At 63.9% G+C, this 17,579-nt stretch carries 20 protein-coding genes; 11 read left to right on the top strand and 9 right to left on the bottom strand.

Annotated elements, in window-relative coordinates; genetic code table 11:
- Nucleotides 1-142: 142 nt before the first annotated feature.
- Nucleotides 143-382, bottom strand: coding sequence for a DUF4019 domain-containing protein (locus ACK4R0_RS12150; protein ID WP_409674215.1), 240 nt, complete (start codon nucleotides 380-382; stop codon nucleotides 143-145).
- Between the two features lie 144 nt (nucleotides 383-526).
- Between ACK4R0_RS12150 and ACK4R0_RS12145 the strand changes: the two genes are divergently transcribed.
- Nucleotides 527-862, top strand: a complete 336-nt coding sequence (locus ACK4R0_RS12145) for an antitoxin Xre/MbcA/ParS toxin-binding domain-containing protein (protein WP_409674213.1) — start codon at nucleotides 527-529, stop codon at nucleotides 860-862.
- Complete coding sequence (locus ACK4R0_RS12140) at nucleotides 859-1,443, top strand: RES family NAD+ phosphorylase (protein ID WP_409674211.1); 585 nt, start codon at nucleotides 859-861, stop codon at nucleotides 1,441-1,443. The genes ACK4R0_RS12145 and ACK4R0_RS12140 overlap by 4 nt, the downstream gene beginning before the upstream one ends.
- Here the strand turns inward: ACK4R0_RS12140 and ACK4R0_RS12135 are convergent.
- Nucleotides 1,430-2,224, bottom strand: a complete 795-nt coding sequence (locus ACK4R0_RS12135; RefSeq protein ID WP_409674209.1) for a DUF4019 domain-containing protein — start codon at nucleotides 2,222-2,224, stop codon at nucleotides 1,430-1,432. The genes ACK4R0_RS12140 and ACK4R0_RS12135 overlap by 14 nt on opposite strands.
- 147 nt (nucleotides 2,225-2,371) lie before the next feature.
- Here ACK4R0_RS12135 and ACK4R0_RS12130 point away from each other — a divergent pair, with 147 nt between their 5' ends.
- The 3 genes from ACK4R0_RS12130 (at nucleotide 2,372) to pip (ending at nucleotide 5,067) form a co-directional block, all read left to right on the top strand.
- Entirely contained in the window at nucleotides 2,372-3,664 is a 1,293-nt protein-coding gene (locus ACK4R0_RS12130; protein ID WP_409674207.1) for an amidohydrolase family protein, read from the top strand.
- A 98-nt stretch (nucleotides 3,665-3,762) separates the two neighbouring features.
- Complete coding sequence (locus ACK4R0_RS12125) at nucleotides 3,763-4,101, top strand: hypothetical protein (RefSeq protein WP_409674205.1); 339 nt, start codon at nucleotides 3,763-3,765, stop codon at nucleotides 4,099-4,101.
- A gap of 18 nt (nucleotides 4,102-4,119) precedes the next feature.
- The gene (pip, locus tag ACK4R0_RS12120) at nucleotides 4,120-5,067 is read left to right on the top strand and encodes a prolyl aminopeptidase (protein ID WP_409674203.1); all 948 of its coding nucleotides are present in this window, start codon (nucleotides 4,120-4,122) and stop codon (nucleotides 5,065-5,067) included.
- A 21-nt stretch (nucleotides 5,068-5,088) separates the two neighbouring features.
- On the opposite strand, the gene ACK4R0_RS12115 is transcribed toward pip, so the two are convergent.
- On the bottom strand, nucleotides 5,089-6,276 hold the full coding sequence (locus ACK4R0_RS12115) for a vWA domain-containing protein (protein ID WP_409674201.1): 1,188 nt from the start codon (nucleotides 6,274-6,276) through the stop codon (nucleotides 5,089-5,091).
- A gap of 163 nt (nucleotides 6,277-6,439) precedes the next feature.
- On the opposite strand from ACK4R0_RS12115, the gene ACK4R0_RS12110 reads away from it, so the two are divergent.
- On the top strand, nucleotides 6,440-7,840 hold the full coding sequence (locus ACK4R0_RS12110; protein WP_409674199.1) for a methyl-accepting chemotaxis protein: 1,401 nt from the start codon (nucleotides 6,440-6,442) through the stop codon (nucleotides 7,838-7,840).
- Between the two features lie 27 nt (nucleotides 7,841-7,867).
- Here the strand turns inward: ACK4R0_RS12110 and ACK4R0_RS12105 are convergent, their stop codons facing one another.
- The 4 genes from ACK4R0_RS12105 to ACK4R0_RS12090 form a co-directional block, all read right to left on the bottom strand.
- Entirely contained in the window at nucleotides 7,868-8,710 is an 843-nt protein-coding gene (locus ACK4R0_RS12105; protein ID WP_409674197.1) for an AAA family ATPase, read from the bottom strand.
- Between the two features lie 134 nt (nucleotides 8,711-8,844).
- Complete coding sequence (locus ACK4R0_RS12100; RefSeq protein ID WP_409674195.1) at nucleotides 8,845-9,537, bottom strand: DUF6975 family protein; 693 nt, start codon at nucleotides 9,535-9,537, stop codon at nucleotides 8,845-8,847.
- Between the two features lie 123 nt (nucleotides 9,538-9,660).
- On the bottom strand, nucleotides 9,661-10,773 hold the full coding sequence (gene aroB / locus ACK4R0_RS12095; protein ID WP_409674193.1) for a 3-dehydroquinate synthase: 1,113 nt from the start codon (nucleotides 10,771-10,773) through the stop codon (nucleotides 9,661-9,663).
- Nucleotides 10,761-11,333 carry a shikimate kinase gene (locus tag ACK4R0_RS12090; RefSeq protein ID WP_409674191.1) on the bottom strand — a complete coding sequence of 191 codons (573 nt, stop codon included), beginning with the start codon at nucleotides 11,331-11,333 and terminating at the stop codon, nucleotides 10,761-10,763. The genes aroB and ACK4R0_RS12090 overlap by 13 nt, the downstream gene beginning before the upstream one ends.
- A gap of 72 nt (nucleotides 11,334-11,405) precedes the next feature.
- Between ACK4R0_RS12090 and ACK4R0_RS12085 the strand changes: the two genes are divergently transcribed.
- From ACK4R0_RS12085 to ACK4R0_RS12065, 5 genes are all read left to right on the top strand, one after another.
- On the top strand, nucleotides 11,406-11,615 hold the full coding sequence (locus ACK4R0_RS12085) for a hypothetical protein (RefSeq protein WP_409674189.1): 210 nt from the start codon (nucleotides 11,406-11,408) through the stop codon (nucleotides 11,613-11,615).
- 242 nt (nucleotides 11,616-11,857) lie between these two features.
- On the top strand, nucleotides 11,858-13,465 hold the full coding sequence (locus ACK4R0_RS12080) for a hypothetical protein (protein ID WP_409674188.1): 1,608 nt from the start codon (nucleotides 11,858-11,860) through the stop codon (nucleotides 13,463-13,465).
- A gap of 3 nt (nucleotides 13,466-13,468) precedes the next feature.
- Complete coding sequence (locus tag ACK4R0_RS12075; RefSeq protein ID WP_409674187.1) at nucleotides 13,469-14,392, top strand: tyrosine recombinase; 924 nt, start codon at nucleotides 13,469-13,471, stop codon at nucleotides 14,390-14,392.
- An 18-nt stretch (nucleotides 14,393-14,410) separates the two neighbouring features.
- Nucleotides 14,411-15,358: an acetyl-CoA carboxylase carboxyltransferase subunit alpha gene (locus tag ACK4R0_RS12070; protein ID WP_409674219.1), complete on the top strand. Its 948-nt coding sequence runs from the start codon at nucleotides 14,411-14,413 to the stop codon at nucleotides 15,356-15,358.
- A 129-nt stretch (nucleotides 15,359-15,487) separates the two neighbouring features.
- A complete protein-coding gene (locus ACK4R0_RS12065) occupies nucleotides 15,488-16,969 on the top strand; it encodes a M48 family metalloprotease (RefSeq protein ID WP_409674186.1) in 1,482 nt (493 codons plus the stop codon).
- Between the two features lie 65 nt (nucleotides 16,970-17,034).
- Here ACK4R0_RS12065 and ACK4R0_RS12060 read toward each other — a convergent pair whose 3' ends face one another.
- A complete protein-coding gene (locus ACK4R0_RS12060) occupies nucleotides 17,035-17,205 on the bottom strand; it encodes a Flp family type IVb pilin (RefSeq protein WP_409674185.1) in 171 nt (56 codons plus the stop codon).
- A 130-nt stretch (nucleotides 17,206-17,335) separates the two neighbouring features.
- Nucleotides 17,336-17,512: a Flp family type IVb pilin gene (locus ACK4R0_RS12055; RefSeq protein ID WP_409674184.1), complete on the bottom strand. Its 177-nt coding sequence runs from the start codon at nucleotides 17,510-17,512 to the stop codon at nucleotides 17,336-17,338.
- Nucleotides 17,513-17,579 lie beyond the last annotated feature (67 nt).

Below are 17,579 nucleotides of genomic sequence, written 5' to 3'. Positions count from 1 at the left end.
TGCTTCATCAGACAACCAGAACAACGAACGCGACATCTCAAAGGGTCTCCTGCTGCAGTGGAGACCCTTTGAATCAATCTGCGCAGCGATTTTCAAGAGGCTGATTGGGTTTGGACCCTAGTTTGCCGTTGCCCCTTGCGCCTCACCCCACCGTAACCCCCACCACGATCCACTTGCCATCCTCGCGATCCAGCGTCACCGTTTCCACCGCCTGCTCCTTGTTTGCATAGACCGTGCGGAACTTGACGGCTTCGTAGCCTGCGGGCAGGGCTGGCAGGCTTTCCTGGCTGAGCAATGTGCGCGAGACGACTGCGCCGTAGCGGGCGTGGACCTCTTCTGAGACTTGCGTCCACACGGCGGTCAGCTTCAGCGCGCGCAACACGGTGCCAAGCGCTACATATCATTTTCATGGACTGGTAAACGTGAAAACCATGTGATACACTTCTTTGATGCTGGGGCATTTGCAGCACGCACTGCACAGCCGCTCTCGACGCGCGTTTCGGTCGGATTGGAAAGACATAACACCATGAATGCCGTTACCCGTTTCATTGATCGACTTCAGGACGATGGTGGCCTCAAGGGCACGGATATCGCCAATTTCACGGATGTTTCATCCGCCACGGTCCATCGCTGGAAGATCGGGTCACATGCGCCCAAGCCCGAGGTTCAGCTGTTGCTGGCGCGGCTGCATTATGTCGTCAACCGGCTCGATGATTATTACACGCCCGAGGAGGTGCGGATCTGGCTATATTCGGATCATCCGCAACTGGGGGGTCGCAGGGCGATCGACCTGATCGTCGGGGAGGGCACGGCGGATGTCATCGCAATACTCGATCGGCTCGATGCAGAGGCCTATCTTTGAGCGACGATCACCGTCTGCCGCGACCGCAGGCGCTGCTCGATGCGATCGAGGTTCAGACACCGGTCGGGCTTTCGGCGCGGCTGTGGCGAGTGGTCACGGATGGACGCGACCCTTTACGCGCCGGGCGGTCCGGTGGTCGCTGGGACGATGGCAGCTTCGACGTGCTCTACACATCGAGCGAGCGCGATGGCGCGCTTGCAGAGGCTTGGTTCCATGCAGCCAGCGGTCAGCCTATCCCGCCATCCAAGTCTGTAAAGCGCATCCACCAGCTACAGGCTCAACTCACCCGCGTGCTTGATCTGTCAGGCGAAGGTCAATTGGCCGCGCTCGGGGTGGATATGCAACTCTACGGGCGCTTGTCCTATATGCAGCGGGGCGGTGAATACCCAACCACCCAGCAGATTGGCGAGGTCGCTTTCTTCTACGAGTATCAGGCGATCATCGTGCCGAATGCGCGCTGGCCGACCAGCAATGTCGTGATCCTGACGGAACACTGCACTGCTGCCCAGATCACTGCCGACGACGGTGTGGCGATCAATCTCAGGCAGTGGCATGCGGCCAACCGCCTCACCCCACCGTAACCCCCACCACGACCCACTTGCCATCCTCGCGGTCCAGCGTCACCGTTTCCACCGCCTGCTGCTTGTTCGCGTACACCGTGCGGAACTTCACGACTTCGTAGCCTGCGGGTGGGGCTGGCAGGTTTTCCTGGCTGAGCAGGGTGCGCGAGACCGCCGCGCCGTAGCGGGCGTGGACCTCTTCTGAGACCTGGGTCCACACCGCGAGCGTGTTGAGCTTGCGGAAGGCGGTGCCGGTGGCGGCGTAGCTGGCTTCCGAGTTTTTCTGCTCGATCAGCGTCAGGAAGGCGCGGGCGGCGTCGACGACTTGCGCGTCGGGCGTGTCCGACAGCGCGGCCAGCGTCGGAGCCGGGGTGGCGGCGGCGGTCGTCGGAGCCGAGCTGTTGAACGGCAAGGTTGCGAGGGCCAGTAGGCCGAGGGCGAATGTCATGATGAAACCTCCTAGGATGATCCGGGAGCGGCGGGGGCGCCGTCCAGCGCCGACGATCGGCGCTGGGTCCTGATCGGCCTGAACGGCGCGCGGGTCTTCCCCGATTGGCGTGTCCCCCAAGGATTCAGGGGTAACGTCGCCCCCCTCCGCCGCCAGCAGCAGGCGCGCGGCCTCGCGGCTGCTCGAGACCGCCATCTTGCGCCGCGCATCGCGCAGCCGCTCGTTGATGGTGTGCACCGAAAGGTCGAGCGTGCGGGCGATCGACTTGGCATCGTGCCCGCGCACGATCAGCCGCAGCGTCTGCTTTTCCTTCTCGGTCAGGGCCTCGAGGCCGTCGGTCATCATGGTTGCCATAAGGGCGATGCTAGGCCCTGGGCGGCGGTGCGCCCACCCCAAAATATTAGGGGTCGCCGCAGGCCGGCGGGTTTCGCTTGCCTGAATGCCATGTCACTGTAATCGTTGAGGCAGAAGGAACCGGGAAGGGCCGGTCAGGGGAACATCATGAAAAGCTTTGCACGTTTGATCTCGGCGGCGCTCGCCGCGTCTGCGCTCACGGTTTCGGCCGCAGCACAGGAGGCGCCGCAACGCACGGTGATTACCGCGGCGAAGATGATCGACGTCGCCACCGGCAAGGTCACCGAGTTCCCCGCGATCTTCACCGAGAACGGCCGCATCACCTCGGTCGCCGATGCGCGCATCGTGCGCTGGGGCGATGACGTCACGCATATCGACCTGTCGGGCAAGACGCTGCTGCCCGGCCTCATCGACATGCACGTCCATCTCGACAGCTCGCCGACCTATGGCGGGTACAACAGCCTGCAGTTCACCGACCGCTTCTGGAGCTTCGTCGCCGCATCCAATGCGCGCGCGATGCTCAATGCCGGGTTCACCACTGTGCGCAATGTCGGGTCGGAGGGTTATAACGACGTCGCATTGAAGCAGGCGATCGCCGAGGGCTGGGCGACGGGTCCGCGGATCGTGCCTGCCGCACACGCGCTCGGCGCGACCGGCGGCCATTGCGACCAGACCTATCTTCCGCCCTCGTTTGCGGCGAAATCGCCCGCGGTGGGCGATGGCGCTGTCGAACTGCGCCAGCGGGTGCGCGAGCAGCGCAAATACGGCGCCGAAGTCATCAAGGTCTGCGCCACCGGCGGGGTGTTCTCGCGCAACACCGAGCCCGGCCAGCAGCAGCTTTCCGAAGAGGAACTGCGCGCGATCGCCGACGAGGCGCACCAATGGGGCCTCAAGGTCGCGGCGCACGCGCATGGCGGGGCGGGCATCAAGGCGGCGATCCGTGCGGGCATCGATACCATCGAGCATGCCAGCCTGGTCGACGACGAGGGGATCCGGCTTGCGGCCGAGCGCAAGCAGCCGGTGTGGTTCGCGATGGATATCTTCAACACCGATTACACCCAGGCCGAAGGCGCGAAGAACGGCGTGATGGAGGACAATCTGCGCAAGGACCGCGAGGTGGCGCAGATCCAGCGCGACAACTTCCGCAAGGCGCACCGCGCGGGCGTGAAGATGGTGTTCGCGACCGACGCTGGCGTCATGCCGCACGCCACGGCTGCGGGCCAGTTCAAGGTGATGGTCGAATACGGCATGACGCCCATCGAGGCGATCCGCGCGGCGACTCTCAACGCAGCCGAGGCTTTGGGACGGACGCAGGATGTGGGCACAATCGCGGTCGGGCGCTATGCCGATATCATCGCGGTCGATGGCGATCCGCTCGCCGATGTGCGCGAACTCGAGAGCGTCGATGCGGTGGTGCAGGGGGGCCTGCGAATCCGCTGATCGCTGCGCGGTAAACCTGTGCAAACCCGCTATAATAGACTTTCCGGGCAGCTCGCGATTGTGGTAACTGCCGCGCATGAATTCTGGGGAGGATTACTATGAGTCTCACACTGTTTTTCGCGATGGCGATGTCCATGGCACAGGGCGATCCCGTCGAAAGCGCGCGCGCAGGCTATAACGCCTGCCTGACGACGTACACCAACGAGGCGCTCGAGGCCAAGAAGACGCCGGCGGAGTTCACCAAGGCGGTTGGCGGTGCCTGCGCCACGGAAAAGACCAAGCTTTTGGAAGCGATGGTCAAGTCCGAGATGCAGTATGGCGGCAAGAAGGCCGATGCCGAAAGCTATGCTGCCGAGGAAACCCAGATGATCGTCGACAGCTATGTCGGCAGCTATGGCGACTATCTGTCGAGCAACACCCGCCACGGCAAGGGCTGAGGCGGACGGGCCGGGCCGGTGCGCACGCTGTATCCGGCGATAGAGCCCTATGCCACCGGCACGCTCGATACGGGCGACGGGCACGCGGTCTATTACGAGCGCGTCGGCACGCCGGGAGGCAAGCCTGCGGTGTTCCTGCACGGCGGCCCCGGTGGCGGCTGTTCGCCCGATCACCGGCGGCTGTTCGATCCGGCGCTGTATGACGTCATGCTGTTCGACCAGCGCGGCTGCGGGCGGTCTGAGCCGCACGCATCGCTCGAGGCCAACACCACCTGGCATCTGGTCGCAGATATCGAGCGGCTCCGGGTGCTGGCGGGGGCAGACGACTGTCTGGTGTTCGGCGGATCATGGGGATCGACGCTGGCGCTGGCCTATGCGCAGACCCACCCGACCCGCGTCTCCCAGCTGGTGCTGCGCGGCATCTATACCTGCACGCAGCCTGAGTTGGACTGGTTCTATCAGTTCGGCGTGTCGCAGATGTTTCCCGACAATTGGGAGCGCTTTCAGGCGCTGATCCCCGACGATGAGCGCGGCGATATGCTCAGCGCCTATCACCAGCGGCTGACGGGCAGCGACCGCGAATTGCAGCTGGCGGCAGCGCGGGCGTGGAGCCTGTACGAAGGCGAGACGGTGACGCTGCTGCCCGATGCGAAGCTCAGCGAGCAGCACGACGACGGCCAGTTCGCGCTCGCCTTTGCGCGGATCGAAACCCATTATTTCGTCAACGCCTGCTGGCTGGAGCCCGAGCAATTGCTGCGCAACGCATCGCGGCTAACGGACATACCCGGCACCATCGTCCACGGCCGCTATGACATGCCGTGCCCGGCGCATTACGCCTGGGCGTTGCACAAGGCACTGCCGCACATGGACTTCCATCTGGTGGAAGGGGCAGGGCATGCCTATTCGGAACCGGGCATCCTCGACCGGCTGATCGAGGCGACCGATCGCTACGCGGGCAAGGCCTGAGCCTTACCGCGCCGCGGCGCATCAGTGTCCGTGCTTGCGCACCAGTTCGCGCATCGCATCGTCGAGCCCCTCGAGCGTCAACGAATACATCCGGTCGTTCATCAGGTCCTTGATCATCCGCACCGATTGCGAATAGCCCCATTGCGCCTCGGGCACCGGGTTGAGCCAGGCTGCGGCGGGATAGGTGTTGACGACCCGCTGCATCCACACCGCGCCAGCCTCGTCGTTGAAATGCTCGACCGACCCGCCCGGATGGCTGATCTCATAGGGGCTCATCGAGGCATCGCCGACGAAGATGACCTTATAGTCATGCCCGAACTTGTGGAGGATGTCCCACGTGTTGGTACGCTCGGTAAAGCGGCGGCGGTTGTCCTTCCACACGCCTTCGTAAAGGCAGTTGTGGAAATAGAAGAATTCGAGGTTCTTGAACTCGGTCTTGGCTGCCGAGAACAGCTCCTCGCAAAGCTTGATAAACGGGTCCATCGAACCGCCGACGTCGAGGAACAGCAGCAGCTTGACCGCATTGTGCCGCTCGGGCCGCATGCGGATATCGAGCCAGCCCTGGCGCGCGGTGCCATCAATCGTGCCGTCGATGTCGAGTTCGTCCGCAACGCCTTCGCGCGCAAAGCGGCGCAAACGGCGCAGCGCGACCTTGATGTTGCGCGTGCCCAGCTGGCGGGTGTCGTCCAGGTTCTGGAACTCGCGCTTTTCCCACACCTTGACTGCGCGCTTGTGCTTGCTTTCGCCGCCAATGCGCACGCCTTCGGGGTTGTAGCCCGAATTGCCGAACGGGCTGGTGCCGCCGGTGCCGATCCATTTGTTGCCGCCCTGGTGGCGCTTTTCCTGTTCCTCGAGCCGCTTTTTCAGCGTCTCCATGATCTCTTCCCAGGATCCCAGCGCCTTGATCTTCTCCATCTCCTCATCGGAAAGGAACTTCTCGGCAACGGCCTTCAGCCAGTCTTCGGGGATTTCGGCGCTGTCATTGCCCTGAAAGGTCATCTCCAGGCCCTTGAACACCTTGGCGAACACCTGGTCGAACCGGTCGAGCAGGCCTTCGTCCTTCACCAGCGTTGCGCGGGAGAGGTAGTAAAACTCCTCCGGGGTGCGGTCGATGACCTCGCTGTGCAGCGCCTCGAGCAGGATCAGATGCTCCTTGAGCGATACCGATATTCCGGCGCTGCGCAATTCATCCATGAACGAGAAGAACATTGACCCTGAACCCTTGCAACTGGCGCTTTACGTTTGCGGAAGCGCCCACGATGGCGATGCCCGCCCATTCTGGCAAGTGGCAAGCGTCCCTTCGCCTGCGTTTTACACCCCGTTAATCATCATCGGCTAGGCTTTGTTATTCTAGCGTTATCCGGGGTTCACCATGCAGGAGCATCGCATCATCGTACCTGAAAGCGATGCCATTCAGCAGATGGCCGAAAGCTGCGGCGATTCTGTCATCGGATCCAGCCAGGTCGGCGGGATTGTCGAGACCGTGCGCCAGCGCATGGCGCTGCTGGGCGAAAAGAGATCCTATCTCGAACAGATCGCGCGCAACCTTGCGCAGGAGCAGGACCAGGTCGTCGCGGCCACCAACAGCGCGCGGCTCACCAGCCAGGCCGCCTATCAGAACCTGGCCGCCAGTTCCGAGACGATGCAGGTTTCGGCACTGGAGCTGCACGATCTGATCGCGCTGATCCAGGGGCTGGGCGACGACGTGAAGCGGTTCGCCAACGCGATGGCCGATGTCGTTACCGCCAGCCAGACGATCGATTCGATTGCCCGGTCCACCAACATGCTGGCGCTCAACGCCGCGATCGAGGCGGAGCGGGCGGGGGCGGCCGGCGCGACCTTTGCCGTGGTCGCAGCCGAGGTGAAAAAGCTCGCGCAGGACACCCGGCAGGTGACCGACAAGATCTCAGGCACCATGCACTCGCTGGGCATCGAAGCGGGGCATTTCATGGCGCAGGTCGAGCGCGGCGTCGAGCAAAGCCGCAGCGCCCAACGGCATTTCGAGACGATCGACGCCGCGATCCAGCAGGCAGGCGAGATGGTCCGCGATGTCGCGAGCAAGGCCGACGCCATTGCCGAATCGAGCAACGGCGTGCGCTCCAATACTGGCGAACTGTGCGACAACCTTTTCGTCTTCATGGGCGACGTCGCAGGGTGCAGCGATCAGCTGGAAGACGCTCTTGGCCAGACCACGGCGCTCGAGGCGCTGTCCAATGTCATGTTCAATCAGCTCGTCCACACCGGACTGTCGCACCGCGACAACCCCTTCGTAGCGACCGCGACGAATGTCTGCAGCGAGCTGCGCGCGATTATCGAAGACGGGCTCGACCGCGGCGTGATTACCCTGGAACAGGTGTTCGATCGCAACTACCGCCCGCGCAATGAGCCGGGACTGGAGCGTTTCGACACCGGTTTCAACGATTTTGCCGACGCGCACATCCGTCCGGTGCTGGACAGGTTCTGGGGTCCGGGCCTGACAACGTTCGGCGCCGTCATCTCGAACGAAGACGGCTATCTGCCGACTCATATCTCCGAGCGATCGCACGCGCCGACCGGCGACCTTGCGCATGATACGGCGCACTGCCGCAACCGCATGATCGTGCTCGACCGGACGACCGCCGAAGCCATCACCCACAGGAACGACGAATATTACGCCGCCGTCTACCGCTTTGAGCCGCGCCCGGGTGCGGTGAAGATCCTGCGCAACATCTTCGTGCCGTTGTGGATCAGAGGCCGGTATTGGGGCAATTTCGAGCTGGCCTATATCCGCTGACGGCGGGTGCCAACCGTCCGTATCGCCTCAGCTGTTGCGGCGTGACATGAATGCCAGGCGTTCGAACAGCATCACGTCCTGCTCGTTCTTGAGCAGCGCGCCGTGCAGCGGCGGAATCGCCTTGCTCGGGTCGCGCGACTGCAGCACTTCGAGCGGCATGTCTTCGTGCAGCAGCAGCTTCAGCCAGTCGAGCAGCTCGCTGGTCGAGGGCTTCTTCTTGAGGCCGGGGACTTCGCGAACATCGTAGAAGATTTCGAGCGCCTTCTGGACCAGGATCTTCTGGATGCCGGGGAAATGGACGTCGATGATCGCCTGCATCGTCTCGCGGTCAGGGAACTTGATGTAGTGGAAGAAGCAGCGGCGCAGAAACGCGTCGGGAAGTTCCTTCTCGTTGTTCGAGGTGATGACCACGATCGGGCGGTCCTTGGCCTTCACCAGCTCCTTGGTCTCGTAGACATAGAACTCCATGCGGTCGAGTTCCTGCAGCAGATCGTTGGGGAACTCGATATCGGCTTTGTCGATCTCGTCGATCAGCAGCACGGGCAGCTCGGGCGCGGTGAACGCTTCCCAAAGCTTGCCCTTCTTGATGTAGTTGCCGATGTCGTGAACGCGTTCGTCGCCCAGCTGGCCGTCGCGCAGCCGCGCCACCGCGTCATATTCGTAAAGGCCCTGCTGCGCCTTGGTGGTCGATTTGATGTTCCATTCGATCAGCGGTGCGCCTGCGGCCTGCGCGATCTGGTGCGCCAGCACGGTCTTGCCGGTGCCCGGCTCGCCCTTCACCAGCAGGGGCCGCCGCAGCGCGACGGCGGCGTTGACCGCCACCTTCAGATCGTCGGTTGCAACATATTCGCTGGTGCCTTCAAAGCGCATGAGATGCCTTCCTGCCGCAGTTAACTGGTTGGTTAAGCGATAGGGGGCTTGGCGAGGCTTGGCAAGCCGGGACCGTGCGCCAGCTTTACGTTTCCGTCAGTCCGCAGCCCGAGCAGCGACCGCGCGCAGGCGAGTCAAATGCCGTCCTGCGCGTTGCGAAGCTCGGCGCGTTCGGCCAGCATATCCCAGAACTGCCTGTGCTGCAGCAAGGTTTGCGAAGCGCCGAAACCAATGGCGCGGCCGATTGAAGCAACCGTGCTCATTTCCGCTGCAAGCTGCTTGGTCTGGTCTGCTGACGGGAGAATGGAAGGACGGACATCGAGCCCGGTCCTTTCCGCAATCACGTCAAGAACCTGCCGAACGGCGATCCAGTCGAGCACCAGTGCGATCGCTGCGCCCAGTGCGCAGCCCTGACGGTCCGACTGCGACAGCGCGTTGAGCGCGCCGCGCAGGTTGATGATCGCCGGTGTGCAGCGGTCCTGCCCCGGCGTACTGGTGATCGGCCCCGCCGCCACCGTCAGCCGGGTCAGCAAAGCACGTTCGCCAACAAAGGCTTCGCACGCCTGCGACAACCATTTGCCGACATAAGGATCTGCGCTGCGCGTGGCGGCATAATCGATCAGCCCAGGGTAGCGTCCATGCAGCAGGCACAGATAATGTGCGGCGTCTGCAAGGTCCATCGCACGCACGGGATGGGCCTTATCGATCAACAGGTGCACAAAGCCATGGTCGCCGCTCGTGCCCTGTGCCAGCGCGGCATCCAGCGTACGCGGAGGCGCTGCGTCTGGCTGGGCGCGGGCAAAGGCTCCGGGCTGGATAAACGACACGATGCTGATCCCCTGTTCCGCAAAATTACAGGAACATTGCTAACCTGGCCCACCCATTTGGGTTGCCTCCAAGTGCGCAGCCTACCCCATCGTCCTAAAGAGAAAGTTTACATACGGCATAGTTTATCCCGGGCGGGCGTGCAGTTCGTCGAGAAAGGCAGCCACGTCCGCCAGATCGACATCGTGGGCGACGAAGGTCTGGCCGATGCCGCGTGCCAGCAGGAACGGAAGATTGCCGCCCGCCATCTTCTTGTCGTGACGCATATGATCGACCAACGTGGCACCGTCGGCGGTCACGCCCGCCTCGCGCAGGGTCACCGGCATGCCGCAAGCCTTGAAATGCGCAGCAACGCGGATGGCATCCTGGGGCGCACACAGCCCGCGCCGCGCCGAATATTGCAAGGCGAGAACCATTCCGACGCCTACTGCTTCGCCGTGCAGCAGCCGCTCGCCAAACCCGGTGTCTGCCTCGAGCGCATGGCCGAAAGTATGCCCAAGGTTGAGCAGTGCGCGGCGATCCTTGGTCTCACGCTCGTCTTCCCCGACGATTCTGGCCTTTGCGGCGACGCTGGTGACGATTGCGTGGCCGAGCGCAGCCGGGTCGCCAGACAGCACCTCGGCGCCATGCGCCTCGCACCAGTCAAAGAAAGGTGCGTCGTCGATCAACCCGTATTTGACCACCTCGGCATAGCCGGCCCGCATTTCGCGCGGTGGCAGGGTTGCCAGCACCTGAGGATCGATCAGCACGAAGCGCGGCTGGTGAAAGGCACCGACCAGGTTCTTGCCCGCTGCCGTGTTGATCGCGGTCTTGCCGCCGACCGAGCTGTCGACCTGCGCGAGCAGGGTGGTGGGTAGCTGCACGAATTCGCAGCCGCGCTTGACGATCGAGGCGGCAAAGCCGGTGAGGTCGCCGATCATCCCGCCACCCAACGCGAAGATGGTGTCGCTGCGTTCGACGCCCTCGCCCAAAAGCCAGTCGGTCAGCCGGGCCAGTTCGCCCCAGCTTTTGCTTTGCTCGCCGGCAGGGACGATATGCAACGCCGCTGCAAGGCCTGCCGCTTCCAGTTGCGCTGCTATTCGCGGCCAGTGCCGGGCCGCGACATTGCTGTCGCTGACCCACAACGTGCGGCCGCGCTTGGTCCATGGCGCGATGTGCTGTGCCACGGCATCCAGCGCGCCGGCCTCCACCGCGATCTCGTAACTGCGCTGGCCCAGCGCGATGTTCAGCCGTGCCATCGGGCGAGTGCCTCCAATATCGTCAAAACCGTGCGGTGATGCGGGCCGTCCTTGCTGCGCACATGGATGTGTGCCTGTGCGTAGACCGGATTGCGCACTTCGGCGAGTCTGGCCAAAACCTCGGCAGGGTCGCCGTTGCGCAAAAGCGGGCGGGTGTTCCGGCGACCCACCCGCTCGACCAGGGTCGCAAGGTCCGCATCGAGCCAGATCGCGATCGCACCGTTCATTATCAGTGCGCGCGTTTCGTCGTTCATGAACGCGCCGCCACCGGTGGCGATCACGCGAGGCGTGCCGTCGATCAGGCGCGAGATGACGCGGCGTTCGCCATCGCGGAAGTACGGCTCGCCGAAGCGTTCGAAAATCTCGGCGATCGACATCTGGGCCGCAGCGACGATTTCCTCATCGGCGTCGACAAAGCTGATCCCCAGGTCTGCAGCCAGTCTCCGACCGACCGTCGATTTGCCCACGCCCATCAGCCCGACCAGCACCAGCGGCCGGTCGAGCCATTGCGCTATGTCGCTCGCCAGCTTTGCGGGATCGGATTTTCGGTTCTGCAGCATTGCCGCGCAGCCTATAAATAGGCTAGGCGGTGGCGCAAGTTTTCTGGTGGGTTCAAGGAGCATATCTCGGCCATGGCCATTTTGGGACAGAATTACCGGCAGCGCAGGCGCCCTATGGGTCCGTTGATTCTTGTGGTGCTGGCTGTGCTGGTCGTCGCCTTGCTGGTGCTTGCCTATTCGCGCGGTGGTGAAGTGCCGACAGCACGGGTGGAAAAGCAGATCCCGCTGCCGTCTGCGACCACATCGGGTGCAGGCGCAGACACAGCTCAGCCGGAGGGCTGATTTCGATGCGGCGGGGCCAGGTTCGGCGCGGAATGCTGCTGGCTTGTGCCAGCCTGCTGACTGTTGGCATAGTCTCTGCGCCAGTGATCGGGCAGAACGACGCACCGGAATCGCTGCTTCCGCCGGGCTTCAATGATCCCGCGCCGGCACCTTCGCAGGCCGAACCGCCTACACCGGCCGATCCGGGCCGCGCTGTCCCGCCGCCGCCCGCTGTCTCCCCAACGATTGTGCCAGTTGCACCTTTGCCGTCGCTGGCCGGCGAGGAAGAGAGCGAGGACGCTTTGAGCGAAGAGCTCGTGGCGCTGCAGGAGCAATTGGCGGAACAGATGGCGCAGGCCCAGGCGCTGCCGCCCGGGGCACGCCGCTCGCTCGATCTGATCGGTCCGCTCACCGAGGCCAATGGCGGCTTCCGCGCGACGTCGCTGGGCAATATCGGAGGGCCCTATGCGCAGACCCTGGTGCGCCGCACCGGTGGACGGATCGTTTCGCGCTGGGCATCGCTTGGTCTGCAAAGGTTGCTGTTGAGCGAACTCGATACGCCGCAGGGGATCAACGGCGCCAACTGGGCCGCTGAACGCGCAGCGCTGCTGCTGCGGCTCGGCTCTGCCGACGGCGCGGTGCGGATGGTGCAGGCGGTCGATCCGCCCGCCGCGACGCCGCGGCTGCTTAACGTCGCACTGAACAGCTATGTTTCTGCCGCCGATCCATTGGGCATGTGCCCGCTGCTGCCCTTCGCCGACGATGGCGTCAAAAGCAACGAATGGCAGCTGGTCCGCGCAATGTGCGCGGGATTTTCGGGTGAGGGCAGCGCGGCACGCGAACAGATCGACCGGGCGCGGCGGCAGGCCGGCATGGACCGCATTGATGTCGTGCTCGCCGAGAAGATCGTCGGCGCAAGCATGAACGGCAGACGCGCGGTTTCGGTGCAGTGGGACGATGTAAATCAGCTGACCCGCTGGCGCTTCGGGCTGGCGCTGACCGCCGGGTTGGAACCACCCGAGACGCTTTTCGCAAGTGCCGACCGCAACTATCAGGCATGGCGGGCCCGCGCACCAATGGCGCCGCTCGCCTCGCGCGTCCAGGCCGCCGACATGGCGGCAGCCATGGGCATTCTGTCCAGCAGCGACATGATCGATCTTTACAGTGCGACGTTCGACGATGCTGGCACCGACGAGGCTCTGCGCGATCGTACCGCGCTGCTGCGCACCGCCTATGTGGCGGCGGATGTCGATGACCGGATAAGGGCGATGCAAGCGCTGTGGACCCGGTCCGACAATGCGTTCGTCCGTTATTCCGCGCATATTCTCACCGCGCACGCCGCAGCGAGGGTCGCGCCGTCGGAAGATCTCGTGTCGTCGAGCGATGATCTGATCGTCTCGATGGTGTCGGCAGGGTTCGATACCAGCGCGGCGCGCTGGACCGGGGTGGTTCGTCAGGGCAGCCTGGGCTGGGCCGTGCTGGCGCTCGCAGCGCCGGGTCGATCGCAGCTGTCGTCTTCGCAGGTCAGCGAATTTTTCGGCAATGATAACAGCACCGATGCGCGCAAGAGTGCGTTTCTGGTCGCGGGACTGGCAGGGCTCAACCGGATCAGCGAAAACGATCGCAATTCGCTGGCGGAAAGTCTCGGCTTCAGGCTGGGAGGCGAAACCCGCTGGATCAGCGCCATTCGCGCGGCGGCCGCCAGTGGCAACGACGGCCTGGTCACCTTGCTCGTCGCGATGGGCATGCAGGGCAATGATTGGTCCGCGATGACACCCCGCCAGCTGTATCATGTCGTCTCGGCGTTGCGGGCAGTGGGACGGCAGGCCGAAGCGCGGATGATCGCTGCAGAAGCCGTCAGCCGCGCCTGACCGATGGCCGGCGACGACGCCCGTCTGATCGAGCGGTTTCTGGAAATGATGGCGGCAGAACGCGGTGCGGCAGCCAATACCATCGCGGCCTATCGCCGCGACCTCGAGCAGGCGTCCGATGCTCTTGCAGGCGAACTGACGCAGGCGGGCGAGGCGGGCCTTGCCCGGCTTGATCACCATTGGCGCAGCCTGGCGTCGAGCACCGTGGCCCGCAAATCCTCTGCCCTTCGCGGTTTTTTTGCGTTTCTCGAGGATGAGGGACTGACCTCAAGCGGCGGCGGCCAGGCGCACAAGGCGCTGGCGCGGCCCCGTTTGCAGCGGCCGCTGCCCAAAATTCTCTCGCACGACGACATTGCCCGGCTGTTCGCGCTGGCCGAGGAACGCGCATCCTCGCCCGAGGCGCGCTCCTCGGACATCAGGCTGCTGGCGTTGATCGAACTGCTGTACGGGTCCGGGCTGCGCGCGACCGAGCTGGTCAGCCTGCCGCGCGCCGCTGCCAGTATGGGCCGGCCCTTGCTGGCGATCACCGGCAAGGGCGACAAGCAGCGCCTCGTGCCGATCTCCGGCCGCGCACGCGATGCCCTGGCGCGCTGGTTGGCGGTCAGCACCACCGAGACGCGCTGGCTGTTCCCGTCGCGCACCGGGCACATCAGCCGCATCCGCCTGTATCAGCTGGTCAAGGAATTTGCCGCCAGTGCCGGGATAGACCCCGCGCGCGTCAGCCCTCATGTCCTGCGCCACGCCTTTGCCACGCACCTGCTCGAAGGTGGCGCGGACCTGCGCACCCTGCAGACGTTTTTGGGGCATGCCGATATCGCCACGACCCAGATTTACACCCATGTCGACAGCAAGCGGCTGGTCGAGCTGGTCAACCGGCGTCACCCGCTGGCGCAGATGAAACTTGCCGACCGGCAACGGCGTGGCTAGCAGGACAAGACCATGACCATGACAAGCTATCTCGAATTCGAAAAGCCGATCGCCGCGCTCGACGCGCGCATTGCCGAGCTTCGTGAAACCGCCGACACCGGCGAGATCGATATCGACAGCGAAATCGAGCGGCTCGCGGCCAAGGCCCGCAAATTGCTCGCGTCGACCTATGCCGGGCTGACTCCCTGGCAGAAGACGCTCGTCGCCCGCCATCCGGCGCGCCCGCATTTCAAGCATTACGTTGCAGGAATGTTCGAAGAATTCCTGCCGCTTGCAGGCGACCGTGCGTTTGGCGACGACAAGGCGATCATGGGCGGCTTTGCCCGGCTGGGCGAGCAGCGGGTCATCGTTATCGGGCACGAGAAGGGCGACACCACCGAAAGCCGCATCCGCCACAATTTCGGCATGGGCAAGCCCGAAGGCTATCGCAAGGCGATCCGGCTGATGGATCTGGCCGACCGGTTCGGGCTCCCGGTGGTGACCCTGGTCGACACATCGGGTGCCTTTCCCGGTGTTCAGGCCGAAGAGCGCGGCCAGGCCGAAGCGATCGCCCGATCAACCGAGCGCTGCTTGTCGCTGGGCGTGCCGATGGTTTCGGCGATCGTCGGCGAAGGCGGGTCGGGCGGTGCGGTGGCACTGGCGTCGGCCGAGCGCGTGCTGATGTTCGAGCATGCGGTCTATTCGGTGATTTCCCCCGAAGGGTGCGCCTCGATCCTGTGGCGCACCGCCGACCGCGCGGCGGATGCGGCCGAGGCGATGCAGGTCACGGCGGCGGATCTCAAGCGGCTCAACGTCATCGACCGGATCGTCAAGGAACCCGTCGGCGGCGCGCACCGCGATTCTGCGCAGGCAATTCGCGAACTGGCCAAGGCTGTGCGCGAGGAACTCGAAACGCTCAAGAAACTCAGTCCCCAGGAATTGCGCGCGGCGCGCGAAGCCCGGTTCCTGGCGATCGGGTCGCTCTGACAGCGTCGCAATTTCGCGCAACCCGTATGCGCCTGCATCGTTGTGGCGGCAGCGCCTTGTGATCCTGACGCCTTGATGGGCATCATTGCATCGACGCGCGTAAACAGTTGAACACACAGGAGGGTGCAGATGGCACAGCGGATCAGGGTTATGGCGATCACCGCAGCAGCGGGATTGGGGATCACGGCGCTGGCAACCGGCACGATCGCGCCGCGCGCCGAGGCTCTGGTGGCGCAGGCGCAGTCGATCACGGCATCCGAAAAACGCCAGGGTGCCGAAGTTCACCCCAAGCTGCTCGAGGAATTCGGCGGCGCCTATCAGGTGCCGCAGACATCCTATGTGGTGCAGGTGGGCAAGGGAATTGCCGTGCAGTCCGGCCTTGGCAATGCGCGCGACGATTTCACCGTCACGCTGCTCAACTCGCCGGTCAACAACGCCTTCGCGATCCCGGGCGGTTATGTCTACGTCACCCGCCAGCTGCTCGCGCTGATGAATGACGAGGCTGAGCTGGCCGGCGTGCTGGGCCACGAGGTCGGCCATGTCGCCGCGCGGCACTCGGAAAAGCGGCAGCAGGCGGCCCAGCGCAACAGCATCATCGGGCTGCTGGGCCAGATTGGCGCAGCGGTGCTGCTCGGCGATGGCGCTGCGGGCCAGCTTGGCCAGCAGGTGTTCGGCACCGGTACCCAGCTGCTGACGCTGAAATATTCGCGCAAGCAGGAGGAAGAGGCCGACGACCTGGGGATTCGCTATCTCAGCGGCGCAGGCTACGACCCCAAGGCGCTATCGTCGATGCTCGCCTCGCTTGCCGCCCAGCAGGCGATCGATAGCCGTGCGCAGGGCAGCGATGCGCGATCGGTCCCCGCATGGGCAAGCACCCACCCCGACCCTGCTCGGCGGGTCAGCCGGGCCGCCAATGCGGCTGCCAGGTTCAGCGGCACCCAGCGCAACCGCGACGCCTTTCTCTCACGGATAGATGGTCTGCTCTACGGAGACGATCCCAAGCAGGGCATGGTGCAGGGCAGGGAGTTTCTGCACCCGGACCTGGGACTGAAGTTTTCGGTGCCGCAGGGGTTTGCGATGCAGAACGGCACCAGCGCGGTCGCGATCAGCGGTCAGTCCGCGCAGGCGCAATTCAGCACCGCGGCCTACTCGGGCGATCTCTCGCGATATGTTGGCGAGGTGTTTCGCAAGGTCGGTGGCACTCAGCAGCTGAACCCTGGCGCGATCCAGCGGACCACGATCAACGGACTGCCGGCGGCCTACGCCACGGCGCAGGTGGTGGCGAATCGGCAGACGATGGAAGTAACGGTATTCGCCTACAGCTTCAGCAATGATCGCGCCTATCATTTCGCCGCGATTACGCCTGCCGGGCGAAGCAGCCTGTTCACTCCGATGTACCAGAGCGTACGCAGGCTGGCCGGCAACGAGGCGGCGGCAATCAGACCCAGGCGGGTCCGGGTGGTCACGATCGGGGCTGCTGACACCGTCCAGACGCTCGCCGGGCGGATGGCGTTCGACAATCTGCAGGTCGAGCGGTTCCTTGCCCTCAATGGCTTGGCATCCAATGCGCGCCTGACGCCGGGTCAGAGGGTCAAGATCGTCACTTATTGAGCGACGTAAGACAAAAAAAGGGCGGCATCGCTGCCGCCCTTTTTCGTCAGTCGGTTGAATACGGCTCAGGGAGTCGTGGTCAACTTGGTGCTCACGGTGGTGAACGTGTTGGAAAGGTTGGTGCCCAGCGAGGTCATCGCGGTGATGGCTGCGACGGCGATCAGGGCGGCGATCAGGCCGTATTCGATGGCGGTGGCGCCCTTCTTGTTGCCGAGAATGTTGCGAATGGTCTTCATGTCAGGTCTCCTGTTTGAGGTCTTCACTTCCCCGTCCCATCCTCAAAAAGTGATCGGACAAGATCGGGTTTAAATCGAAATGCTTACGATATTCCTAAGATGCTGCGGGGGTGTCTGATTTTCCGACACCTCAGTCTTGCTTCGGCACGATGTTGGTTTTGACATAGCCCCACATGCTGATCGTATTGTCCGCCACCGAGTTGACCGCGGTCATGCAGGCGATCGCGATCAGCGCCACGATCAGGCCGTATTCGATTGCGGTTGCCCCGCGTTTCGATTTGGCCAATCTGAAGAAAATCAGGCGCATCGTGGTTCCGAAACTTTCCGGGGACCCGCTTGCCCCACGGCAATTTCGCAAAACCGCGTTTCCGAAA

It is taken from the genome of Blastomonas sp. (assembly GCF_046294995.1).
Classification (GTDB): Bacteria; Pseudomonadota; Alphaproteobacteria; order Sphingomonadales; family Sphingomonadaceae; genus Blastomonas.
The sequence above is the reverse complement of the archived record's forward strand: the minus strand, read 5'-3'. Positions and strand labels throughout refer to the sequence as shown.

Bases quoted from the DNA above. Each gene is read 5' to 3' on its own strand.
- ACK4R0_RS12145 (WP_409674213.1), top strand. From the start codon at position 527: ATGAATGCCGTTACCCGTTTCATTGATCGACTTCAGGACGATGGTGGC.
- ACK4R0_RS12135 (WP_409674209.1), bottom strand. From the start codon at position 2,224: ATGGCAACCATGATGACCGACGGCCTCGAGGCCCTGACCGAGAAGGAA.
- ACK4R0_RS12130 (WP_409674207.1), top strand. From the start codon at position 2,372: ATGAAAAGCTTTGCACGTTTGATCTCGGCGGCGCTCGCCGCGTCTGCG.
- ACK4R0_RS12125 (WP_409674205.1), top strand. From the start codon at position 3,763: ATGAGTCTCACACTGTTTTTCGCGATGGCGATGTCCATGGCACAGGGC.
- ACK4R0_RS12115 (WP_409674201.1), bottom strand. From the start codon at position 6,276: ATGTTCTTCTCGTTCATGGATGAATTGCGCAGCGCCGGAATATCGGTA.
- ACK4R0_RS12110 (WP_409674199.1), top strand. From the start codon at position 6,440: ATGCAGGAGCATCGCATCATCGTACCTGAAAGCGATGCCATTCAGCAG.
- ACK4R0_RS12105 (WP_409674197.1), bottom strand. From the start codon at position 8,710: ATGCGCTTTGAAGGCACCAGCGAATATGTTGCAACCGACGATCTGAAG.
- aroB (WP_409674193.1), bottom strand. From the start codon at position 10,773: ATGGCACGGCTGAACATCGCGCTGGGCCAGCGCAGTTACGAGATCGCG.
- ACK4R0_RS12090 (WP_409674191.1), bottom strand. From the start codon at position 11,333: ATGCTGCAGAACCGAAAATCCGATCCCGCAAAGCTGGCGAGCGACATA.
- ACK4R0_RS12085 (WP_409674189.1), top strand. From the start codon at position 11,406: ATGGCCATTTTGGGACAGAATTACCGGCAGCGCAGGCGCCCTATGGGT.
- ACK4R0_RS12075 (WP_409674187.1), top strand. From the start codon at position 13,469: ATGGCCGGCGACGACGCCCGTCTGATCGAGCGGTTTCTGGAAATGATG.
- ACK4R0_RS12070 (WP_409674219.1), top strand. From the start codon at position 14,411: ATGACAAGCTATCTCGAATTCGAAAAGCCGATCGCCGCGCTCGACGCG.
- ACK4R0_RS12065 (WP_409674186.1), top strand. From the start codon at position 15,488: ATGGCACAGCGGATCAGGGTTATGGCGATCACCGCAGCAGCGGGATTG.
- ACK4R0_RS12060 (WP_409674185.1), bottom strand. From the start codon at position 17,205: ATGAAGACCATTCGCAACATTCTCGGCAACAAGAAGGGCGCCACCGCC.
- ACK4R0_RS12055 (WP_409674184.1), bottom strand. From the start codon at position 17,512: ATGCGCCTGATTTTCTTCAGATTGGCCAAATCGAAACGCGGGGCAACC.